The sequence below is a fragment of the Candidatus Sororendozoicomonas aggregata genome, assembly GCF_031528575.1.
GTDB lineage: Bacteria > Pseudomonadota > Gammaproteobacteria > Pseudomonadales > Endozoicomonadaceae > Endonucleibacter > Endonucleibacter aggregata.
Genome location: NZ_JAVLSP010000027.1, coordinates 12,455 through 33,625 on the forward strand (window position 1 = coordinate 12,455; position 21,171 = coordinate 33,625).

Annotated in this window: 18 protein-coding genes; 7 read left to right on the forward strand and 11 right to left on the reverse strand. The window is 45.3% G+C overall.

What is annotated here, in order from left to right:
- Window positions 1-210 precede the first annotated feature (210 nt).
- From V4C51_RS07270 to V4C51_RS07290, 5 genes are all read left to right on the forward strand, one after another.
- On the forward strand, window positions 211-840 hold the full coding sequence (locus tag V4C51_RS07270; protein ID WP_330925480.1) for a TetR/AcrR family transcriptional regulator: 630 nt from the start codon (window positions 211-213) through the stop codon (window positions 838-840).
- Between the two features lie 10 nt (window positions 841-850).
- Window positions 851-1,330 (forward strand): L,D-transpeptidase, encoded by a 480-nt coding sequence (locus tag V4C51_RS07275; RefSeq protein ID WP_330925481.1) that lies wholly within the window; start codon window positions 851-853, stop codon window positions 1,328-1,330.
- A gap of 68 nt (window positions 1,331-1,398) precedes the next feature.
- Complete coding sequence (locus tag V4C51_RS07280) at window positions 1,399-2,625, forward strand: PP2C family protein-serine/threonine phosphatase (RefSeq protein ID WP_330925482.1); 1,227 nt, start codon at window positions 1,399-1,401, stop codon at window positions 2,623-2,625.
- Between the two features lie 15 nt (window positions 2,626-2,640).
- Window positions 2,641-2,973 carry an STAS domain-containing protein gene (locus V4C51_RS07285; RefSeq protein ID WP_330925483.1) on the forward strand — a complete coding sequence of 111 codons (333 nt, stop codon included), beginning with the start codon at window positions 2,641-2,643 and terminating at the stop codon, window positions 2,971-2,973.
- Window positions 2,973-3,425 (forward strand): ATP-binding protein, encoded by a 453-nt coding sequence (locus V4C51_RS07290; protein ID WP_330925484.1) that lies wholly within the window; start codon window positions 2,973-2,975, stop codon window positions 3,423-3,425. The genes V4C51_RS07285 and V4C51_RS07290 overlap by 1 nt, the downstream gene beginning before the upstream one ends.
- Before the next feature lie 404 nt (window positions 3,426-3,829).
- Here V4C51_RS07290 and V4C51_RS07295 read toward each other — a convergent pair whose 3' ends face one another.
- Together V4C51_RS07295 and mfd are read right to left on the reverse strand one after the other, a co-directional pair.
- Entirely contained in the window at window positions 3,830-4,663 is an 834-nt protein-coding gene (locus tag V4C51_RS07295; RefSeq protein ID WP_330925485.1) for a CsiV family protein, read from the reverse strand.
- Window positions 4,664-4,665: 2 nt separating this feature from the next.
- On the reverse strand, window positions 4,666-8,109 hold the full coding sequence (mfd, locus tag V4C51_RS07300; protein ID WP_330925486.1) for a transcription-repair coupling factor: 3,444 nt from the start codon (window positions 8,107-8,109) through the stop codon (window positions 4,666-4,668).
- Window positions 8,110-8,525: 416 nt separating this feature from the next.
- Between mfd and V4C51_RS07305 the strand changes: the two genes are divergently transcribed.
- Both V4C51_RS07305 and V4C51_RS07310 read left to right on the forward strand, forming a co-directional pair.
- Window positions 8,526-9,959, forward strand: a complete 1,434-nt coding sequence (locus V4C51_RS07305; RefSeq protein ID WP_330925487.1) for a glyceraldehyde-3-phosphate dehydrogenase — start codon at window positions 8,526-8,528, stop codon at window positions 9,957-9,959.
- Between the two features lie 332 nt (window positions 9,960-10,291).
- A complete protein-coding gene (locus V4C51_RS07310; protein ID WP_330925488.1) occupies window positions 10,292-10,543 on the forward strand; it encodes an RNA recognition motif domain-containing protein in 252 nt (83 codons plus the stop codon).
- A 164-nt stretch (window positions 10,544-10,707) separates the two neighbouring features.
- Here V4C51_RS07310 and V4C51_RS07315 read toward each other — a convergent pair whose 3' ends face one another.
- The 9 genes from V4C51_RS07315 to V4C51_RS07355 all read right to left on the reverse strand — a co-directional run bounded on the left by V4C51_RS07315 (window position 10,708) and on the right by V4C51_RS07355 (window position 21,167).
- Window positions 10,708-11,298: a hypothetical protein gene (locus tag V4C51_RS07315; RefSeq protein ID WP_330925489.1), complete on the reverse strand. Its 591-nt coding sequence runs from the start codon at window positions 11,296-11,298 to the stop codon at window positions 10,708-10,710.
- 829 nt (window positions 11,299-12,127) lie between these two features.
- Window positions 12,128-12,613, reverse strand: coding sequence for a hypothetical protein (locus tag V4C51_RS07320; RefSeq protein WP_330925490.1), 486 nt, complete (start codon window positions 12,611-12,613; stop codon window positions 12,128-12,130).
- A gap of 589 nt (window positions 12,614-13,202) precedes the next feature.
- Complete coding sequence (locus V4C51_RS07325; RefSeq protein ID WP_330925491.1) at window positions 13,203-13,874, reverse strand: hypothetical protein; 672 nt, start codon at window positions 13,872-13,874, stop codon at window positions 13,203-13,205.
- Window positions 13,875-14,224: 350 nt separating this feature from the next.
- Entirely contained in the window at window positions 14,225-14,941 is a 717-nt protein-coding gene (locus V4C51_RS07330; protein ID WP_330925492.1) for a hypothetical protein, read from the reverse strand.
- Window positions 14,942-15,485: 544 nt separating this feature from the next.
- Window positions 15,486-16,184, reverse strand: coding sequence for a hypothetical protein (locus V4C51_RS07335; protein WP_330925493.1), 699 nt, complete (start codon window positions 16,182-16,184; stop codon window positions 15,486-15,488).
- A gap of 427 nt (window positions 16,185-16,611) precedes the next feature.
- The gene (locus V4C51_RS07340) at window positions 16,612-17,295 is read right to left on the reverse strand and encodes a hypothetical protein (protein WP_330925494.1); all 684 of its coding nucleotides are present in this window, start codon (window positions 17,293-17,295) and stop codon (window positions 16,612-16,614) included.
- Between the two features lie 250 nt (window positions 17,296-17,545).
- Entirely contained in the window at window positions 17,546-18,295 is a 750-nt protein-coding gene (locus tag V4C51_RS07345; protein WP_330925495.1) for a hypothetical protein, read from the reverse strand.
- 263 nt (window positions 18,296-18,558) lie between these two features.
- Window positions 18,559-20,142, reverse strand: a complete 1,584-nt coding sequence (locus V4C51_RS07350; RefSeq protein WP_330925496.1) for an ABC transporter ATP-binding protein — start codon at window positions 20,140-20,142, stop codon at window positions 18,559-18,561.
- A complete protein-coding gene (locus V4C51_RS07355; protein WP_330925497.1) occupies window positions 20,142-21,167 on the reverse strand; it encodes an ABC transporter permease in 1,026 nt (341 codons plus the stop codon). Before V4C51_RS07355 ends, V4C51_RS07350 begins: the two co-directional genes overlap by 1 nt.
- Between the last annotated feature and the right edge of the window lie 4 nt (window positions 21,168-21,171).

Below are 21,171 nucleotides of genomic sequence, written 5' to 3' on the forward strand. Positions count from 1 at the left end.
TGGTTACGTTGAATCAAACCTATCTTCTTTTTATGCGACATATACCCCATACCCTGGTATCAAACTTATACGTACTGATTTATCAAACCTACCTTCCCCCCACACCTCCCCCCACACCACACAACACCGCTACACAATTGTTGCTTGACACTGCTGTGGCTAAAACATAAGTTTTAAACAATTGTTTGTCTTTTTGGACTTATTAACCGCATGTCACAGTCAGTTACGGTGGAGCGCATTCTTAATGCAGCAGAATTATTGTTTGCCGAACACGGATTTTCTGAAACGTCGCTTCGGTCTATTACCAGCCGTGCCGGCGTTAACCTGGCTGCTGTGAACTATCATTTTGGTTCTAAAAAGGCATTGATCCAGGCGGTTTTTTCTCGTGTTTTAGAGCCTTTTGCTGAAAATCTTACTTGTGCTCTGGATAAGCTTGACTCTGAAGGCCTTGAGCCAGATCTGGAGCCTTCACTCCATTTGCTGGTGGATCAGATTATGGCCGTCAAACCGCGCGGTAGTGAGGACTTATCTATTTTTATGCGGTTGATTAGTCTGGCATTTAATGAAACACAAGGGCATTTGAAGCGTTACCTGAATGAAAATTATGGGGATGCATTTCAGCGATATTTTAAACTATTGGTGCGTATCTGCCCTCATTTACATGCGGGTGATTTGTTCTGGCGGGTGAACTTTATTCTCGGTGCTACCGTATTTACCATGTCGGGATTTGATGCATTAAAAGCCATTGCTGAAAATGATTACGGCATTGAGGGCGATGTTGAGGGTATCCTTCGACGAATGGTGCCGTTTATGGCGGCTGGATTACGTGCCCATACCTGACGAGGTTTCTGTGCAAATTACTATCACGCTCGCTGACCAAACGCTGGTTATTGAAAATAACGGGCAGGTTCTGCGGCAATTTTCAGTGTCAACGGCTGCTAAGGGTGCCGGTCAGCAGATGGGGAGTGAGCAGACGCCACTGGGATGGCACACTGCCCGGGTAAAGATTGGCGATGGCTTGCCCATTAACAGTGTTCTTATTGCACGCAGGCCCACCGGAGAAATTTATTCGCCTGAACTGGCTCGCCGTCAACCTGAACGAAGGGACTGGATTCTTACCCGTATCCTCTGGCTCAGTGGCCTTGAGCCAGGGGTGAACCGTCTGGGAAATGTGGATAGCATGCGACGATTTATTTATATTCATGGCACGCCTGATTCAGAACCTATGGGGGTGCCACGATCCCACGGCTGCATTCGTATGAGAAACAATGATGTCCTGACACTGTTTAATCAGGTGCCTGTGGGCATACCTGTCAATATAAAAGCATAACAATGAGGGTTGGTGTTACAGGCGTTTAGTGACTCGCTGACCAGCTATAGTCAAAATAAGGCGCTTGATTGTTGATACCATGGACGGTCATTAAACTCAGAATGAAACTGCTTATTGTTGAAGATGCCCGAGACCAGCGCATGATGCTATCTGCCATTCTAAGGAAGAAAGGGCATCAGGTGCTCGAAGCAGAAGACGGTTTGACCGCATTGGCTTTGCTTGAAACCCATCGTGATATTCGCATTGTAATCAGTGACTGGGTTATGCCTGAAATGGACGGTATTGATCTTTGTAAAGCCATTCGCAACAATAATTTGGGTCGCTATCTGTATTTCATTTTATTGACGGGTAAAACAGAGCGTCAATCCCTGGTTGAGGGAATTAATGCCGGTGCGGATGATTTTGTCAGCAAGCCTGTCAATTTTAATGAGCTGGATGCCCGGTTGAACTCGGGTATCCGTATTGTTGAGTTAGAGCGGGACCTTGAAAACAAGAACCAGGCCTTGTCCGATGCCATAAAAACCATTGAACAAGACCTTGAGTCAGCGGCGCAAATGCAAGAAAGTCTGTTGGCTCAGCCTGCAACCCTTAATAACGTCACTTTTGACTGGTTGTTTAAGCCGAGTAAACATCTCGGCGGTGATATGTTTGGTTATCATGCCCTTGGGGACAGTCATGTTTGTTTTTACCAGTTAGACGTTGCCGGGCACGGTATCCCTTCGGCGTTATTTTCATTTACATTAAATAATATTTTATCTGAAACCGGAGATAATGCTCTGCACCGGGATTTAAGCTCTGAGGCTACATTCGGGACAGTTGATGTAGCGCCGGAGCAGGTACTTTCATTGCTCAATGACCGTTTTCAGGCCAGTGCTGAGCATATGCTTTACTTTACCATTGCTTATGGCATATTAAATACAGTTACTGGAGGTGTAAGTGTTTCTCAGGCGGGCCATCCCAACCCATTTTGGCTGCAGCGTCAATGCAAAACCGTCAAACGTGTAGCGGGAAAAGGTGTACCCATTGGTATGATGCCAGACCAGTGCTATGAATCCGTCACATTTCAATTAGCGCCGGGTGATCGCCTTTTTCTATACTCTGACGGCATTACTGAGTGTGAGAATGCCAGCGGTGAGCAGTTCGGTGAACATCGTTTAGAGCAAGTATTGTCATCAACATTTGATGACCCTCTGTCAAGATCCATCACGGTCATTGATCAAACCATCAGAAGTTGGAATCAGCAGGATGCGTTTGATGATGATTTAACTTATCTTGTACTAGAGTGGAACCCATAAAAAAAGGAAACGGTTATGTCATTTCAATCCAGGGAAGAAGGTGGCTATGAGGTTGTTGTTGTTGAAGAGGCACGCCTGGATGCATCGCTGGCTGAAGCGTTCAAAAACTATTTATTTGATGTTATTGATAAAGGGACTTCAGCTCTGGTTGTTGACCTTGAAAATGTCAAGTTTATGGACAGTAGTGGTTTGGGGGCGCTGGTGGCCGCGTTGAAAAAATTATCCGGTCAGGGAGTCATTAAACTGGCCCGAGCGCAGCCAGCGGTTAAGGATTTGTTTGAATTGACCTCAATGGAAACACTGTTTCCTATTTTTGCATCGGTCAGTGATGCATTGGAAGGTGACTGATGACCCAATCAGGACGACACCAACAATTAAAAATGGAAGTGGACTCCAGCTTTTCCAATACGGTGATTGTGGCGATGGCCGTCAGGGGTATTTGCGAAATGACGTTACTGACCCCTGTAGAAGTTAGCCGGCTTGAGTTGTGCTTGGTTGAAGTTCTCAATAATACCATTGAGCATGCTTATAATAATCAGCCTGGCAATGTTGTGGAAACCCTGGTGGATATCTCTGATACAGCAGTATCCATTACTGTTAGTGATCGGGGGCTGGCGCTTCCTGCTGAAATACTCAATGAGAGTGCGAATCATGCTGAACAAATGCTCAATAATCCAACCCTTCAGTCCAGTGGTCGAGGCTTGTTTATTGTTAACAGTTTGATGGATTTTGTCCATTACGAGACGCTATCTGGCAAAAACAGCTTTTCCCTGGGTATCAACATTCACGGCAATGAATAAGAAGCTGTTCACAATTCACAAAAAATCATGAACAGCTTCTAAAGCTGTCAGCAGTATACCAATGCCCTGTTCTACCTTCGCTATTTGCTGATTGAACGCTAGGAGCTTGACCGAGAATAGACTACCCTACTGCGGTTGCGATAAATTGGTCTAAAAATTCCTGCTTCTTCATCAAATAGCCCCACTATTATCCTCAGAAGCAGAAATTTTTATCCTCAATTTCTCGTAATCCTCGCTACGGGCGCTATTCTCGGACAGGCTCCTAGGCCTGTATTGAAACGCCTCGCAATAGCTGACTGATCTTTGGCCTTGTTCTGACGTCCAGCTTTTCTTACTCATTAGCGTAATTAAAGGTACTCTCAAAGTGGTTTTACAGTGCACTGATGGCATTTAGCGCCTGAGGTTTATGTTCGTTCATCAGGCTTTTCCTGTTTTATCCCTGGTTGCTCATAGGGTGTTAACTTGAACAAAATACCGATGACTGGCGTGTCAAGGTATTGCGGCTGTTGCGTATTTGTTACACGTCTGCTTTCGTCCAGATGAAAGCTCTTTGAAATCTGCAGTTTTAAAGAAGGTGTCGTTTCAGAAGGTGTCGTTTCAGAAGGCGTCGGTTGAAGGCTGACAGGTACAGTTGGCAGAGCCTGAGGGAATGCTTCCAGCTCTTGTGTATCAGGGGGGGACGTGAGCTGGTTATACCAGATATCAGCGTCAACGTGCAGATAACGCTGTGCGCTGACATTAATGGTGCCACTGAGCATATAGTCGGACTGCTCATCAATACGGGTGGTGACCCGTATGGGCTGGTCTTTTTGTTCATTTTGTGCATTTTGCTCAGAGAACTGGAGAGGCATTCGCCAGGCCATTTGCTTGAGTACCTGGTAATCCGGTGATTGATTGAGCCGCTTAGCTTCGTCATTGAGTAGAAAACTCGATGGGGGAAGGGCGACAAATGCCGTTTCTTGCGGATCAATCAGGGAGTGTGGGTTGCCCATGTTATCCGTGGATTCTTCAGAGGCTCTATCCCAGGGCGTTAATGAAATGGCCTTCTCCGGTAAAGGATGAAGTTGGGGTTCAGGCCAGGCTTCTGTCGTGGTATTCATACTGGTTTTATTCAAAAAAACAATCACATCTACCTGATACCAGGGTATGTCCTCTGTCTGTTTATCAGTGCTGGCCAGCAGGGGGCTGCATACCGCCAGCGTCAGTGCCATTGAAAGGCATTGTTTTATCCTGTCCATTTTCAGGCTCCTAATGTTTTCAGTAATCTTTCAATGGTATTGAAGCGTTGGTCTGGGCTTGTCATTGCGCCACAGTATTTCAGCACATTACTTCCGTCGAGTTGAAATGTCTCCGGTTCAGATTGTATTAACCGGATAATAATCATTGGGTCAACCCTTGGTTGGCTTTCGAACTCAATTTTTCCCCGTTCAGGGCCAGCATCGAGTTTTTGGATGCCAATGGTTTGGGCCTTTAGTTTTAAGCTTGTCTGTCGGAATAAGTATTTTGCGGGTTCAGGGAGTAACCCAAAGCGGTCGATCAGTTCGACTTGCAGGTTTTTTAGCTCACCTTCGGTCGTTGCCGCTGCGATGCGTTTATAGAGAATCAGTCGGGCATGTACGTCGTGTATATAGTCTTCAGGCAACAGTGCAGGAATACGCAGATTAATGTCAATGCTCTGTGCCAGGGGTTTATCCGTGTTGGGGGTTTCACCCTTTTTGATGGATTCGACAGCTTGCTCGAGCATCTCTGTATAGAGGGTAAAACCAACATGCTGTATTTGACCGCTTTGCCCTTCACCTAATAACTCACCGGCACCACGAATTTCCAGGTCGTGGGAAGCGAGCATGAAACCTGCGCCGAGATCCTGCGCCTCACCGATGGCTTCCAGTCGTTTAGTGGCATTTGGTGTCAGTGTTTTAGCAGGAGGCGTCAGCAGATAAGCATAGGCCTGGTGATGTGAGCGGCCGACACGTCCCCGAAGCTGGTGTAACTGCGCAAGGCCAAATTTATCTGCCCGATGAATGATGATAGTATTGGCGCTGGGGACGTCAATACCGGTTTCAACAATGGTGGTGCAAACCAGTACATTGCAACGTTTATGGTAGAATTCAGACATTACCTGTTCAAGTTCCCGCTCACGCATTTGGCCATGTCCGATGGCTATACGGGCTTCAGGAAGCAGTTCCGATAAATCCTGCGCCGTTTTTTCAATGGTTTGTACCTCATTGTGCAGGTAATAGACCTGTCCACCTCTGAGGAGTTCTCTGAGAATGGCTTCCCGCACCAGGTGTGGGTCTTTTTCCCGAATAAATGTTTTAACAGACAATCGTCGTTCAGGTGGCGTTGCAATAATTGACAAATCCCGTATACCTGACATGGCCATGTTCAGTGTTCGGGGGATGGGGGTGGCCGTCAGCGTGAGAATATCTACCCGGGTGCGCAAGGACTTGAGCTTCTCCTTATGGCGGACACCAAACCGGTGCTCTTCGTCAATAATCAGCAACCCGAGATCCTTGAAGGGCATGTTATTTTGTAGAATTTTATGGGTGCCGATTAAAATATCCGTTGCCCCTTGTTCGATTTTTTGTTGCAGTGACTGTATTGCTTTGGCAGATCGAAAGCGTGACATCACTTCAACATTCACTGGCCAGTCAGCAAAACGATCCCGGAAGCTTTCAAAATGTTGTTGTGCCAGCAAGGTTGTGGGGACGAGTATGGCGACCTGCTTGCCACTTTGTACAGCAAGAAAGGCCGCGCGCATGGCGACTTCTGTTTTGCCAAAACCGACATCACCGCAGACTAACCGGTCCATGGGGGAGGGGGCACACATATCGTCAATGACGGCGCGGATAGTGCTTTGCTGGTCAGGAGTTTCTTCAAAAGGGAAACTCGCCGAAAAGGTCAAATACTGTTGATCAGGGGCATCAAAGGCAAACCCTTTGCGCGCTTCCCTTCGAGCATAAATATCCAGTAGCTCCGCGGCAACATCATGGGCTTTTTCCGCCGCTTTTTTGCGGGCTTTTGACCACTGTTCATTCCCAAGTCTATGCAGGGGGGCTGTTTCATCATCAGCACCACTGTAGCGGGTAATCAAATGAAGGGCGGCTACAGGCACGTAGAGTCTGGCGTCATTGGCGTATTCGAGGGTGAGAAACTCTTCCATTTGTCCTTCAATGCCCAGGGTTTTCAGCCCCTGGTAACGCCCTACCCCGTGGTCAATATGAACGACAGGCGCGCCTATACGTAACTCGGTCAGGTTACGGATAAACTGGTCGGCTTGATAGTTGGTGTTTTTGCGCCGTCGGGACTGCGTAATATGCTGACCTAAAAGACAGTTTTCTGGTATTAAGCTAATGCCTGCCTCGGGTATTTCGACGGCTTGGTGAAGAATGCCGATGGTGATAGCAAGGGTTGATTCACTTTTTACAAAGGATGACCAGTCGTCAAAAGAGGTAGGCAGAATATTGGCGTCTTTTAACAATTCCAGCAATACTTCACGGCGGCCGGGGCTTTCGGCTACCAGCAATACGCGCTGAGCTGATGACAGGTAAGCCAGTAGTGGCGCCAGTGGGTTGTCCAGCTTTGCATTCAGTGTTAATTCAGGCACTGTAGGCCACTTGTAGTTTAGCTGCCCTGGCTTTTTGCGAACAGCTTCAGTTGAGAGCTGAATGCGGGCATAGGCTTTTGCCTGTGCATAAAAGGCATCGGGTTTTAAAAACAGCTTTTCGGGGGGGAGAAGGGGGCGAAGTGGATCTACCTTCCGGTTTTCATAGCGTTCTTGTGCGTCACTATGGAACCGTTCGAGGGCTTCAGGTACAGCCGTCCCTAATACCAGTGTGGTTTTCTCTGGCAGGTAATCAAACAGCGTTGCTGTCTGTTCAAAAAATAAGGGCAGGTAATACTCAATTCCAGGGCTGGCAACACCGACACCAATATCCTGGTACAGAGGGCAGTCACGGTGATCAACATCAAAATAATCCCGGTAGTTAGCCCTGAAACGATCCCGGCTGGCTTTGTCCATGGGGAACTCATGACCTGGTAGCAGATGGATGCTGTCCACTTCCTCGATGGAGCGCTGCGTTTCCGGGTCAAAGGTACGAATGCTGTCGATATCATCATCGAATAAATCGATACGAAAGGGCGTCGTTGAACCCATGGGGAAAATGTCCATCATTGAGCCACGGATGGCAAACTCCCCATGCTCAAAGACAGACTCAACGCAGCGATAACCGGCCTGCTCCAGCGTGTGGCGATGCTCATGGAGTAAAAAACCCTCGCCCTTTGTTACCACAAGCGCGCCGGATTCTAAAAAAGACCGGGGACAAATCTGGTGAATCAACGTGGTAATGGGGGTCACTAATACCGCCCGCTGGGCACGGGGGAGCTGGTACAGGGTGGCCAGGCGCTCAGAGACAATATCCTGATGGGGAGAAAAATTATCATAGGGCAGGGTTTCCCAGTCAGGTAGCTGGTGAAGAGTCACAGCGCTGCTGTTGCCCAGAAAAAAGCGCAGCTCTTCTTCCAGTTTGAGTGCGCTGGCAGAGTCAGAGGTAATGACCAGTAACAGGCCATTGTGCTGCTGTGCCACCTGGTGGATCAGGTAGGCCGACTGCGTGCCCGAGAGTTGCCCCCAGGTAATTTTATTTCCCGCGTGTGGAGGAAGGGTTAATGAACCTTGCGCCATGGTGTGTCCTGAGCCGAAATTTTGTAAAGAAACACTGAGTGAGCATTGTAGCGGTTGGTTCATGGGAGTGACAGGGGGATGTGCGACAAGATAGGGAGAACCGTTGAATGCCCTTTTCCTCTTGAGGAGTAGGGTTCCCTGGAAATTAAAAACGGTCAACCGCTACATTCGGGGTTATTGCGGATTCCAGCCTTAGCATGAATGACGGACTGTGGTTATTTTCTTACTCTTCAAGCATAGGTTTGAGAGTGACGAGAATGTCTTATTACTTCCTATGGTCTGGCCAAAGAGGTTACCCTGCTCCAGCGCAGGGGGAGGTTTTGATAAGGTTGATTTTGTTATTATTTGTTTGAAAATGTTCGTCTGCGATTATATGATCAGGCTATCAATTATGACACAAGATCAGGACAGTAACTGTGGTAAAAGATGTCTTTAAGGACTGGAAAGAGTGTGAAGCCATTGCCGAGTCAATGATCCCCATTATTGGTAAGCTATACCGTGATCATAATGTCATCACCTCTGTTTATGGTCGTTCGGTCATCAACCGTTCGGTCATTGATATCATCAAGGCCCATAAGTTCGTTCAGAAAATTTTGGGCGATGAGCTGTCTGTCAGGGAAACTTACCCGGTACTTGAGATCCTGTCCACACTCAATTTGTCACCGTCTCGTATCGATCTTGGTAAACTGGTAAGGGGTTATCATGACTGCAAAATGTCTCAGTCTCTGGAAGAGTACGTGCGTTCTGAGGTGGCCTCTGTCATTAACGGTAAGGCGTTAGACAACAGAACTGGCCAGGATGTTGTTCTTTACGGCTTTGGTCGTATAGGTCGGCTTATGGCTCGGCTTCTGATTGAACGTGCCGGGGGAGGTGAGGGCATTAATCTGCGTGCCATCGTTGTCCGTAGTGGTGGTGCTAAAAATGACCTGCAAAAGCGCGCCGGTCTGCTGCGCCGGGATTCTGTCCACGGCTCTTTCCGGGGCACCATCGATATTGATGAAGAAAATAACCTGATTTATGCTAACGGCGTAAAAATTCAGGTCATCTACTCCAATGGACCTGACCAGGTGGATTACACCCAGTACGGTATTAATAATGCCATTATCATCGATAACACGGGTATCTGGCGTGATGAAGCGGGCCTTGGGCAACACCTGAAATGCCTGGGAGCATCTCGAGTGTTGTTGACCGCACCGGGCAAGGGCAACATTAAAAACATTGTTTATGGTGTAAACAGTGGGCTGATTAAAGAAGATGTGATCCTTTCAGCAGCTTCTTGCACCACTAATGCCATTACACCGGTATTAAAAGCCATTAATGATTGTTTTGGCGTAGAAAATGGTCATGTTGAGACCGTTCACTCCTACACCAATGACCAGAACCTGATTGATAACTACCATAAAGGCGAGCGGCGTGGCCGTGGCGCAGCACTGAATATGGTAATAACCGAAACAGGCGCTGCCAGTGCCGTGGCAAAAGCGCTGCCTGAAATGGAGGGCAAGCTGACGGGAAGTTCAATTCGTGTACCGACGCCTAACGTTTCGTTGGCGATATTGAACCTGAACCTGAGTCAAGCGACAACCGTTGATAAGTTGAATAATTACCTGCGGGAAATGTCTTTGCATTCTGATCTGAAAAAACAGATAGATTATGTGAATTCCACCGAAGTCGTCTCCAGCGACTTTGTTGGTAACCGCAATGCCGGTATTCTTGACAGCAGGGCAACTATTGTTAAAGGTACTCGTTGCGTGTTGTATGTCTGGTATGACAACGAGTTTGGTTACAGCTGTCAGGTGAACCGCATTCTTCAGCAAATGGCAGGCACGATGCACCCGGCGATTCCGGCATAAAATTCAGTCGTCTGAATTTCATGCTCGAAAGCTTAACCCGGATATTTCATAAACTCCCTTAGAGCCGCAAGGAACAAGCAAGGCCAGGAGCATGTTTATGATATGTTCGACGGATATTCTCATGTCCTGCAAGGGGTGCAGATATAAAAAGAACGAACTTCAGCTATGACGTTTTTGTGGGGAACCTTTTGAGAGCCATGATAGAAAAAGGATGTGGCACAGTGGGCAGAGGAATATAGACAGTACTTTTTATTTATGAGAGCCTGAAAGGGTCTTGGCTGGTTTGTATGGGTCATTGATGAACCAATAATGATGAACAGAGTTAATGTTTCATGGAAAATAAGACATTATACGTTGGAAACTTAGCCTACAGTGCCGATGAGCAGGATCTTGATATTGCCTTTTCTGAGTACGGTTGCGTTGATGATATAAAGCTGATGAGGGACCGCGAATCGGGTCGTTCACGAGGGTTTGCTTTTATCACCTACTCAAAAGAAGAAGAAGCCGCGGCAGCAATGGCTATGAACGGCAAAGAGCTGGCAGGCCGCCCTCTGCGGGTAAATACGGCGAAAGAAAGAGCGTAGTTTCGCCAAGTGCTAATGTTTATTTGGCTCGCGTTGTTATCATTCCGTTATTGCGGGAATGACATCTGACCGAGGGTTATCCATTGACGCCTGACAGCACTTTTCAGCAGTTGATTATTTTTAATTTTCCCTGAGTACCGTTGGTTCCTCCAGGGGAAACGGCGTTAAACGGCTGAATCACAGTCAAACCATTCGTAGACATTGATCTTCAGATTCTCTTGCAGTACCTCTGAAGGGCATGACCAAACCTCATAATTGGGTGATTTGCTTTCGTAAAACCAGTCTGTCGGGACTGTGCATGATGAGAGTGGATAAGATGCCCAGCCGAAATCTTCGTATTTATCCATAAGGGCATTATACTCAGTCATACACTCATACAGATCGATAGCGCTTTTGGAGTCGAGCACCTGTTCTGCCACGAGTTTATGGATATTCTCTTCAAGCCTGGGAGAAAAGCCGTAGGAGGCCATAAAGTTGAACAGCTCAGAGGATGGTGGCGATATAGAAATAAAATTCGCCCGGTTGAGGGATAGGTCACTGCTGCCAATAAACATCAGCAATGCCAGCAGCTCGGGGTCGCGGTTGACGGTTTTTGCATCGATGTAGGCCTCTGCTGAGACGGGATAAATACTGAAAAGGCCGGTTCCATACTTGATGCTGGTGCCGTGTTTTTCGGACTTACGGTATATCTCAAAATGGTGTGTGATCATAAAGCGTGAAGTGATATTACAGGATTTGGTGCGTCCTCTTCTCAATATAAAGGTTCTCCCCCTTTTTTTTTGAAAAAAACGCGCGCTGGAGGGAAACGAAAAATTTAACATCCTGAAAATACCTTTTTTGAGGGAGTGAAGCTTTGGTAGTAATTTTTTAAAAAAAAGCGACTAAATACTTCCAGTGGATGTAATAAAGCCCTCACAGGTTATAGCTGATGTTTGTGAAGCCAGTTACCGTCAAAAATAGTCCTTGTCTGAAGTCGTCTATAGAGTGTCTGCGTAGTGAGGATTTAGCCCGGATATTTCATAAACATGCTCCTGGCCTTGCTTGCTCCTTGCGGCTCTAAGGGCGTTTTGCTCAGTCGACCGTACTCCCCGGTGGGCGCTCCTTCGCAAAATCCCTTAGAGCCGCGATTCTCAGGGCAGTTTATGAAATATCCGGGTTAGAGAAACCAAGCAAGCAAGAAAAGTCCATTCTGACAGCCGAATAGCTTGCCACTTTACGTTTTTAAACGAACTTTAGACCCATTTTCCGCAGCTTGCGGCAGCACGGCTTTTAAGACTATTGCTAAAACATGTTCTTCAGTTCTAGCACTAAGTTTGAATAAGTGAGCTTGCGGTTGCGTTCTATAAAGTATAGTCCTTATATATAAGAGTTAGCACTGATTTTACACAACATTGATATGTCCGTTTCAGCCTTAACCTGACAAAGCCATCAGGTTTACTGTTAATGCCAAGTCATGCTGTGAGTTCTCGGTTGCAAAAGGGGGGAATAGTTGATGCCCTTACGCGTTCCATAGCATACTCGTTACGGGTCCCGGAGCATTAAAAAAGCATTTTTATTGCGCTAATTTTGGCATTTTTGACGTGCTCAAACGGTTGACTCACAGTCAAACCATTCATTGATAATGCCCTGCAAATTTTTTTGCAGTAACGCTGAGGGGCATGTCCAGATCGATTTCCTTGTCTTTTGGGGCATGTCTTTCCAATGCCAGTCCATTGGTTTTGTTGACCAGGAGTCTAGGCTGTTCGGCCAGTCAAATATGGCATACATTTTTTTAAGGGATAAATAGCCTTTTATAACCTTAAATGGATTGCCATTGGACTCCTCTATAGGCTGGTCTAACAGATAGCCAGGCATATCCTTAAACCCCGGGGAAATACCGTGGGACACCATCAATGGAAAATACCGGGTGGGAGGTGGCGGCATAAACAGGGAACTCACTTGACTGATGGACAAATCACCACTGATTATAAACAGCAACAATGCGACGAGTTCTTCGCTGAGCTCATCGCTATCAATTACACCGAAGTTGACTAAGGCATAGGAAGGCGTTGGCATTGGGTTGGGTGTCATGAGGAAACTGGCATTTCCACATTTTTTGTGTCCCTCAAGTAGTTCAAACTCATGTGAGAACCGAATGCAAGGGTTGTTAAGTTGCCAGACGTCCTGTCTTTTCAATATGAAGCCTCTTTCCGTTTTCGCCTTTTTCTTTTTTTGAGTGAAACGTGTACCGCAAGGAAATGAAAAAACTATCATCGTGGAAGTACCTGTGTCAGGTGACTGTGGCCCTGGAAGTTGTCTTAAACGTCTGCGCGTAGGGAAGATCAAGGGAAGGGGAAGATAGAAAGCTAGTACATCAATTCAATGAGATTGACGTGTACCATCTCCGTTCATCCTGAGCGGAGTCGAAGGGTGTTTGGCACGATTTGTCATGGCCTGAGTTTACGCCCTTCCACAGGCTCAGGACGAACGGAGTGCGGAGGCTTATGATAACGACAATCCGTCAAACTCATTGAAACCATGTACTGGGGTGTTATTGACTCATTATAGTCATTGCATAAGGCTTAGCAGCGGGTTTACATAGCACTGATACTACCGATGGCTTACTGGAAGTAGTCGGGCTAATGTTGATAGATTGTCATCGTCATCATTTTTGACGTGTTCAAACGCTGGATTCACAGTCAAAATACTCAGTAACACTGTTCTCTAAATTAAAATGGACTAACGCTAAAGGAGACACCCATTCACCCCAGCGAGTCTCTCCTTTGTCTTTGGTATACCAGCACATTTCTTCAAGATTCCTCTCCCAGCGAGTTCCGGTCAAACTGAAAAATGCGTACTGAATGGCTTTGTGATATGTAATTGGGCGAAAATTCAGGGTATACATAAAATCATCAAAATCGTACTCTGGTATTCCTGTATACACTAAATTGACAAAGTTCTTGTACATTTCATGACAGGCAATGTATAACAACAGGCAAAGAGTCGCTTGTTTATTTTCTTCTTCTTCTCCGTACAAACTATGAATATCCAAATCACGAATAGTGCCCACTCGGGAAAGTGAGTTAAGCTGAAACATGGAAACACGGGCAAAACCACATTCTTCTAGTTCACTTGTGGGTTTATCTGTTCTTTGATCTATTTTAGGTTGGTATAGCCTGAAGTTATTCACGACAGATCTGCCTCCATCGTGGTATTTAGTAACGTTCCTCCTAAAAAATGTAATGGGTTTCTCCGTGTTTTTTTCAATGAAACGGGTACCTGATGTAAATAGAATAGTAAACATTTTGGATTCATCATTTTTGATCAATAAATTAGATATAATTATAGTCATCCTGTGAGTGCCTGTTATATATCTTTCTGACGTTAACTGATTTTATATCATCGTTTAATCTTATCATTACTGCTTTTTAAAAGCTCACGCCTACCCGTCCCTGTGTATGGGGGTTACCAGGGTTTTGAAATAATTGTGCTGTTTGCCCCACTTCCACATACGCTTAGCTCTTATGACCATTATTCTATGACTCGTGGCTTTAACCATGGCAAGGGCGTAACTGATAAATAGGTCGCTAAGTTGATGCTTGTGCTGAAACTGTCCCAACAGGGTAAAGATTTGTGACCGCACTGTTCGATCCAGCGCCGAAGTTGATAAATTCAGTAGCAATATGATCGTTTTTGACGCGCTTAAATGGACGATTCACAGTAAAAATATTTATCGAAAATTATCTGAGCATGATGATGCAATACCGCTGAAGCACACAACCATTCTCCACGTTTCCGGGATTGTTCATTTTTCGAGGAGTCGCCTTTGAAAAACCAGCCCATTTCTTCTTGGGATGATGATAAGTCTGATGTTTTTGACCAGGTAAACTCATCAAATTCCTGCTTGAGTTGCGAACGATCAACAGTGCCCACCGGTTGCTCGCCGGTATATGGGGCAATCAACGGGGAAAGTAATGCTTTCCTTACGTCAGAGGAATCTTGATAATACGGGCGGAAACCATGGGATAGCATGAAATCAGAAAAAAGTAACGATGGTGCATTCATATACACGTAGTTAATGCCGTTTCTTCTCAATTCATAACTGACAATGAACAGCAATAGTGAAAGTATTTTGTTGTTTTTTTCATTACTTGTTATGTCGTCGTTTATTACATGCGACCTTTTAATAATAGCCTGTCGTTCATTATAACCCAAGCGTGGTTGTATATAGGAATGTTCAATGGTGACATAAGTGTATCCCAATGATTGGAGCTTCTGAAATACCTCGTATAAATGTGTAGTTTTAGTGTGTGATGGGCCGACAATTATGCTGCCGGTGTATTTTCGGTCAAATCTAAAGGTTTTTTTTGTTTTTTTATCAGTGAAATGTGTGTCAGGTTCAAATGAGAAGTTGAGCATACTGGGGGTACCTTTGGCTAAAGCTGTGGTAGTAGGGTAATATTTTGCGAATTAATTTTCGGTATAAATACGGTGTTGTTTATCCGGTATTTATCATAATAGTTTTTGACGTATTCAAACTGTGTATGCGCAGTAATATTTATTGAAAGTGTTGTGTAAATTATATTACATTAGCGCAAACGGGCATGGTAATGGTTTTCCCTTCAGTGTTTTATCTTCTTAGTTAACAGAGCTATGGTACGGTTAATAACTGGCAATAAAAATAAACATGAATAACGACAATATTTTCATGTCGTTGCCTGTTGCTCAGGTATGGAATATGAACCCCTCTCAAACCGGGCACAGAGGAAAAACGATGAGTAAAGCTTGCTTTGCCAGGGGGGCGAGGCATTGCTGGCGTTCAGCTAGTCAGTGTTAAGCGCAGTTAAAAGAGTCGATGTGATACTTTTGCTGAAGCCCTCGCAACAGAGTATGGCGTCGCGACTGTATGGCCCGGAGTTGACGGTGGTTTATCGAGTATTTGTCATAATAGATGTTGACGTGCTCAAACGACTGATTCACAGTCAAACCACTCATTGATAATGCCCCGCAAATTTTTTTGTAGTACGGCTGAAGGGCATGCCCAGACTTCTCCTCTTAATGGCAAGTCGTCACAAGACCATTCCATGGGTTTTTCTGACAAATCGTCCCATTTTTTCGGCCAGTCAAACACTTTATACATTTTATCCAAGTAGTTTGAATCTTTCATAGCCTTTATAGGATCGCCGTTGGACTCAATTACAGACTGGTTTATTCGATAGAGAGGAATATCTCTTCCGCTCCGTGGGAATAAACCGTGGGACGCCATAAATACGAAGTTTTCGACAGAAGGTGCTGCCATGTACATGTAGCTCACCTGACTGATGAACAGATCACCACTGCTAATAAACAGCATTAACGCAAGTAGTTCATCATTGAAGTCCTTGGATTTTTTGATCACAGTTAATTTGATATAAGCACTGATATTATCGAGTGAAATAAGGTAAGAGACTTTCGCGTATTCTTCGGCTCCCTCAAGTATCACGAATTCATGGACAATCCCATAGAATTCATTGTAACTAAGATGCTTGGTCGGGTCTCTTTTCAATAGGAAGCATCTTTCTGCCTTTGCCTCTGGCCGCTTCTCTTCTTCAGTAAAACGTGTGGTGTAATCCGGCTTTTTTTGAATAAAACGTGTACCGCAAGGAAATGAGAAATGTAACATTGTGACAGTACCTGTGTCGATTAGCTGAAGCTTTGAAGTGGTCTTAAACGTCTGCGTGTAGTGAAGATGAACGAAGGCGGAGGATAGAAAGTTACTGTTCAGAAGTGAATGGGCTGCTATTTAACGACAAGAAGAGTCTCTGATAGAAAAAAACTGATGCAAGGTGAGGTTGTGACTACTACATACAATCTTAGCAATAAGTATGTCTGAAGGCGCTTCGTTCAGTATAGTTATTTCACACAACCCCTGGCAGCGATTTTACATAACACTGATAATACCAATACCCTATTCTAACGCAGAAGCGGCGCTTGATTCCGATGGACTGTCTTGGTCAACATTGATGAACACCAGGGAATTAATATTCACCAGCCCAGTGGCAGGTACGAAGAACGACGCTGATTTTACTGTCATATCAGGCTTGAACCGCTCAAATGATGGATTCGCAGTCAAAATGTTTAATGAAGGCGTTCTTCAAGTTGTTTTCCAGGTGTGCTGTATGACATGACCAGACTTTACCCTTGAGTATGTCGCTTTCGCTTTCGGCGTACCAGTCCATTTCTTTCTCAAGCTCTGACGATTCTGACGAGATTGACCAGTCTAACGCATCAAACTTCTGTTCGATGTAATCATGATCGCTGATATTTTTAAATGTCCTGCCAGTGTATATGGAAAGATAGTCTTTCTTTGAGGCGGGTAAATCTCGAAGCTTTGGCCGAAAGCCACAAAATAGCATAAAGTCAAAAGACTTGAGTTTTGGCTTCTTCATAAAAACGTTAGTGACGCAACTATTGTGCAATTCATGGCTGACAATAAATAGCAACAGCAGACGTATGTTATTCTTATGGCCGGAATAAAATTTTTGAATAATACCCTCCCGTCCTGTGTAAATAAACGTGTCAATGGGGTGAATAATGGAGACATGGCAACTCCCACAAAGTTTTATTTTTTCATTTTCTTTTTTAGGTAGCTTGATTATCTTAAACGAGTGCTTGCTTTGAATGTGCGATGCGCTTTTAACCATAGTGTTAATGGGTTTCCGCTTCAATTTAAAGATTTCCCGTGTTTCTTTTTCAACAAACAGCGCACCGGATTCAAATGAGAAACTGAACATTCTGAGGTACCTTTGATGATGCATATTTAAAAGGCATAATCTATCAGTTTTTGCGTGTAGTTATTGTCAGGTTTTTGAAATAATTATGCTGTTTGCCTCTCTTCCATAATATCCACAATACGCCCTGCTCTTATGACCGTTATTCTATGACTGATGGTTTTAACCATGGCAAGGGCGTAACGGATAAATAGGTCGTTAAGTTGATGCTTGTGGTGTCGCTGTCGCAAAAATCATAATAGTTTTGAAGTGATCAAACGGAGGAGTCACAGTAAAAATATTTATCGAAGGCACTCTGTAAATTATTTTCCAGAAGGGCTGAAGGACATGACCACATTTCATTCCTTTGTATGATGCTTTTGAAAAGCCATTCCATTTCTTTTTCAGGTTCCGAGGATTCTGAAGGTGTCGACCAGTTTAGCTGATTAAACTGCAGATCAATGTAGTCAAGAGCCCTCATGCTTCCAAATACTTCCCCAGCGTAGGCGTGATAATACCTTTTCTTTAAGACGAGTAAATCTTTAAGCTTTGGGAAGAAACCAGACGATAGCATAAACTCAAAATACTTGAGTTCCGGTCTTTTTATAAAAACGTGATTAACGTAACTTGTGTATAATTCATGAGTGACAATAAATAGCATCAGCACACATAGTCTAACGTCATTATTGTCACAGTTGGCATAAAAATATTCAATATTACCCTCTCGTCCTGTGTAAACAGACGTTTCACTGGGATGAATAATGGAAATATGGCTAGACCCACACAATCCATCATCTTTTTTTTTATTTTGATTTCTATTTCTATTTTGGTTTCTATTTCTATTTCTATTTCTATTCTCGTTATTGTTCTCGCTGGGCAGCTTAAATAGCTTAAACGCGTGCTTGCTTTTTAAGTGTGATGAACGCTTACGCGAACTACAGATGGGCATCCTTGTCAATATAAAGGCTTCTCCTGTCTCTTTTTCAATAAACTTTGCACCGGATTCAAACGAGAAACTGAACATTCTGAGGATACCTTTGATGATGCGTACAGGAGTACCAAATAGGGTTGTCCTGTTGGATCCTGTTTGCATCCTTGTCATGTTGAGTGAATCTGCATTATCCTAATTTTATCAGTTAAACGTTGTTTTCTCCTTGATAAACACCGCTGGCGGCAACTTATTTTTTACCGCCATCATCCCCGCGAAGGCGCAGAGCTGCTGTCGTGCTGGGTTCATGCTGTCGCAAGAGCGACGAACTGCCGGTATTTTCTGACGTGCGGCTACCCTTAAAAGGCAGAGTCTATCAGTCTCTGAGTATAGGGATGTTTGGGGTTTTGAAATAATTGTCCTGCTTGCCCCTCATCCACAATACGTCCCGCCCTCATGACTATTATCCTGTGACTCATGGCTTTAACAACGGCAAGGTCGTGACTGATAAAAAGGTAGCTCAGTTGATACTTTTGCTGAAGCGCTCGCAACAGGGTAATGATTTGTGACTGTACTGTTCGATCCAGCGCCGAGGTTGGCTCATCCAGTACTATGACCGTAGGCCTGAGAACAATGGCGCGGGCAATAGCGATACGCTGGCGCTGCCCTCCGGAAAATTCATGGGGGTATCGGGACATGCAGGCAGGCTCAAGTCCAACATCCCGTAATGCGGACTCAATGGCCCCAGAGCGTTCATTATCAGACAAGGTATGATGGATATCGAGTCCTTCGCCGATAATATCAGCAACAGTCATTCGTGGACTCAGGCTGCCATAAGGGTCTTGGAACACAATCTGGGCTTTCTCGCGCAAAGGTCGGTAGGCTTTTTGAGATAAAACGGCTACGTTTTGCCCGTGGAAGACAATATGTCCTTTAGCAGGTAGCAATTTTAACAGGGCCAGCCCAAGCGTTGTTTTACCAGAGCCAGATTCGCCAACGATGCCTAATGTTTCTCCTTTTTTTAATGACATGGAAATGTCTGTTACGGCCTTTACATGGTCAATGGTGCGTTTGAGTAACCCGCGTTTTACCGGAAACCAGATAGACAGGTTTTCGCAAGCCAGCACAGGATTGGCTTTACCGTTTAAAGGGGCAGGTTCCCCTGTTGGTTCAGCATTGAGCAATTCACGCGTATAAGCATGCTGTGGTGATTGAAACAGGGCTTCAGTATTATTGCTCTCTACAATAACACCGTCTTTCATGACACAGATAGTATCAGCCACATGTTGTATGAGGTTAAGGTCATGGCTGATGAACAAAATCGCCATGCCCAGTTTTTTTTGTAATGCCTTAAGCAGCATGAGTATTTGTCGTTGGACTGTTACATCCAGTGCTGTTGTAGGTTCGTCGGCGATTAGTAATTCGGGTTCACAGGCCAGTGCCATGGCAATCATCACGCGTTGGCGCTGTCCACCGGAAAGCTCATGGGGATAAGCCGTCATACGACTGCTTGCCTGTTTAATACCGACCAGCTCCAGTAACTCCAGTGTTCTTTTCGTTGCCGCCTCCACCGGCATGCCAAGGTGCAGCATCAGGGTTTCATTGATTTGCCTTTCAATGGTGTGCAGGGGGTTAAGGGCTGTCATGGGTTCCTGAAAGATCATACTGACTTTATGGCCACGAATCTGGCGGATCTGCGCGTCACTGGCATTGACGATGGAGGTGTTATTCACAGTGATATGTCCGCACAGCTCAGCATTATCGGGAAGCAAACGTAAAATGCTAAGAGCCGTAAGCGATTTTCCGGAGCCAGACTCACCCACAAGCCCAAGGGTCTTGCCTTTTTCAAGTGAGAAGGAAACACCCTTGACAGCGGGCATAATTTGTTCACTTTGGACAAAGCGCACATGGAGATCATTGACAGTCAGTAATGGCGGCATCATTAATGGCCCATGTAATATTTTCGGGGGTCGAGGGCATCGCGTGCCGCTTCACCAATAAACACCAGTAGAATCAACATGACTGACATCACAGTAAAAGCAGTAATTCCCAGCCAGGGGGCATGAAGGTTATTTTTGCCCTGGGCAATGAGTTCTCCGAGAGACGGTGAACCGGCAGGGAGGCCAAACCCAAGAAAGTCCAGGGATGTCAGCGTAGTGATGGCACCGGTGAGGATAAAAGGCATAAAGGTAATGGTGGCGATCATGGCATTGGGGAGAATATGTTTGAACATCAGGCGACTATTGCCCATACCCAGGGCCTTGGCCGCGCGGACATACTCCAGGTTACGTCCCCTTAAAAACTCGGCACGAACCACATCCACAAGAGCCACCCATTGAAACAGTAACGTGATGCCCAGTAACCACCAGAAGCCCGGTTCAACAAAACTCGATAAAATAATCAGCAAATAAAGGCTGGGCATACCTGACCATATTTCAATAAATCGTTGCCCGAACAGGTCGATTCTTCCGCCATAAAATCCCTGTACAGCACCGGCCGCAACACCAATAATGCTACTGAACACCGTCAGAGTGAGGCCGAATAAAATAGAAATTCGAAACCCGTAGATGACCCGTGCCAGTACATCACGCCCCTGGTCATCGGTACCGAGCCAGTTATCCAGTGAAGGGGGGGCTGGAGCGACGCGGGCATAATTGATGGTATCGTAGCTGTAGTGAATCGGGGGCCACAGCATCCAACCTTTAGCATTGATCAGGTTTTTGGCGTAGTCCTGACGGTAGTCAGTTTCAAGCTCAAATTCACCGCCGAAAGTTGTTTCGGGGTATATTTTGAAAACAGGGAAATACAGACTGCCATCGTAGTAAACGACCAACGGTTTTTCGTTGGCAATAAATTCGGCAAATAATGTCGTAAAAAACAAAATCAGAAACAGCCAGAATGAAAAATAACCGCGGCGATTTCGGGTAAAGTTCTGCCAGCGTCGTTGATTGAGGAGGCTTAAAGTCATTTTA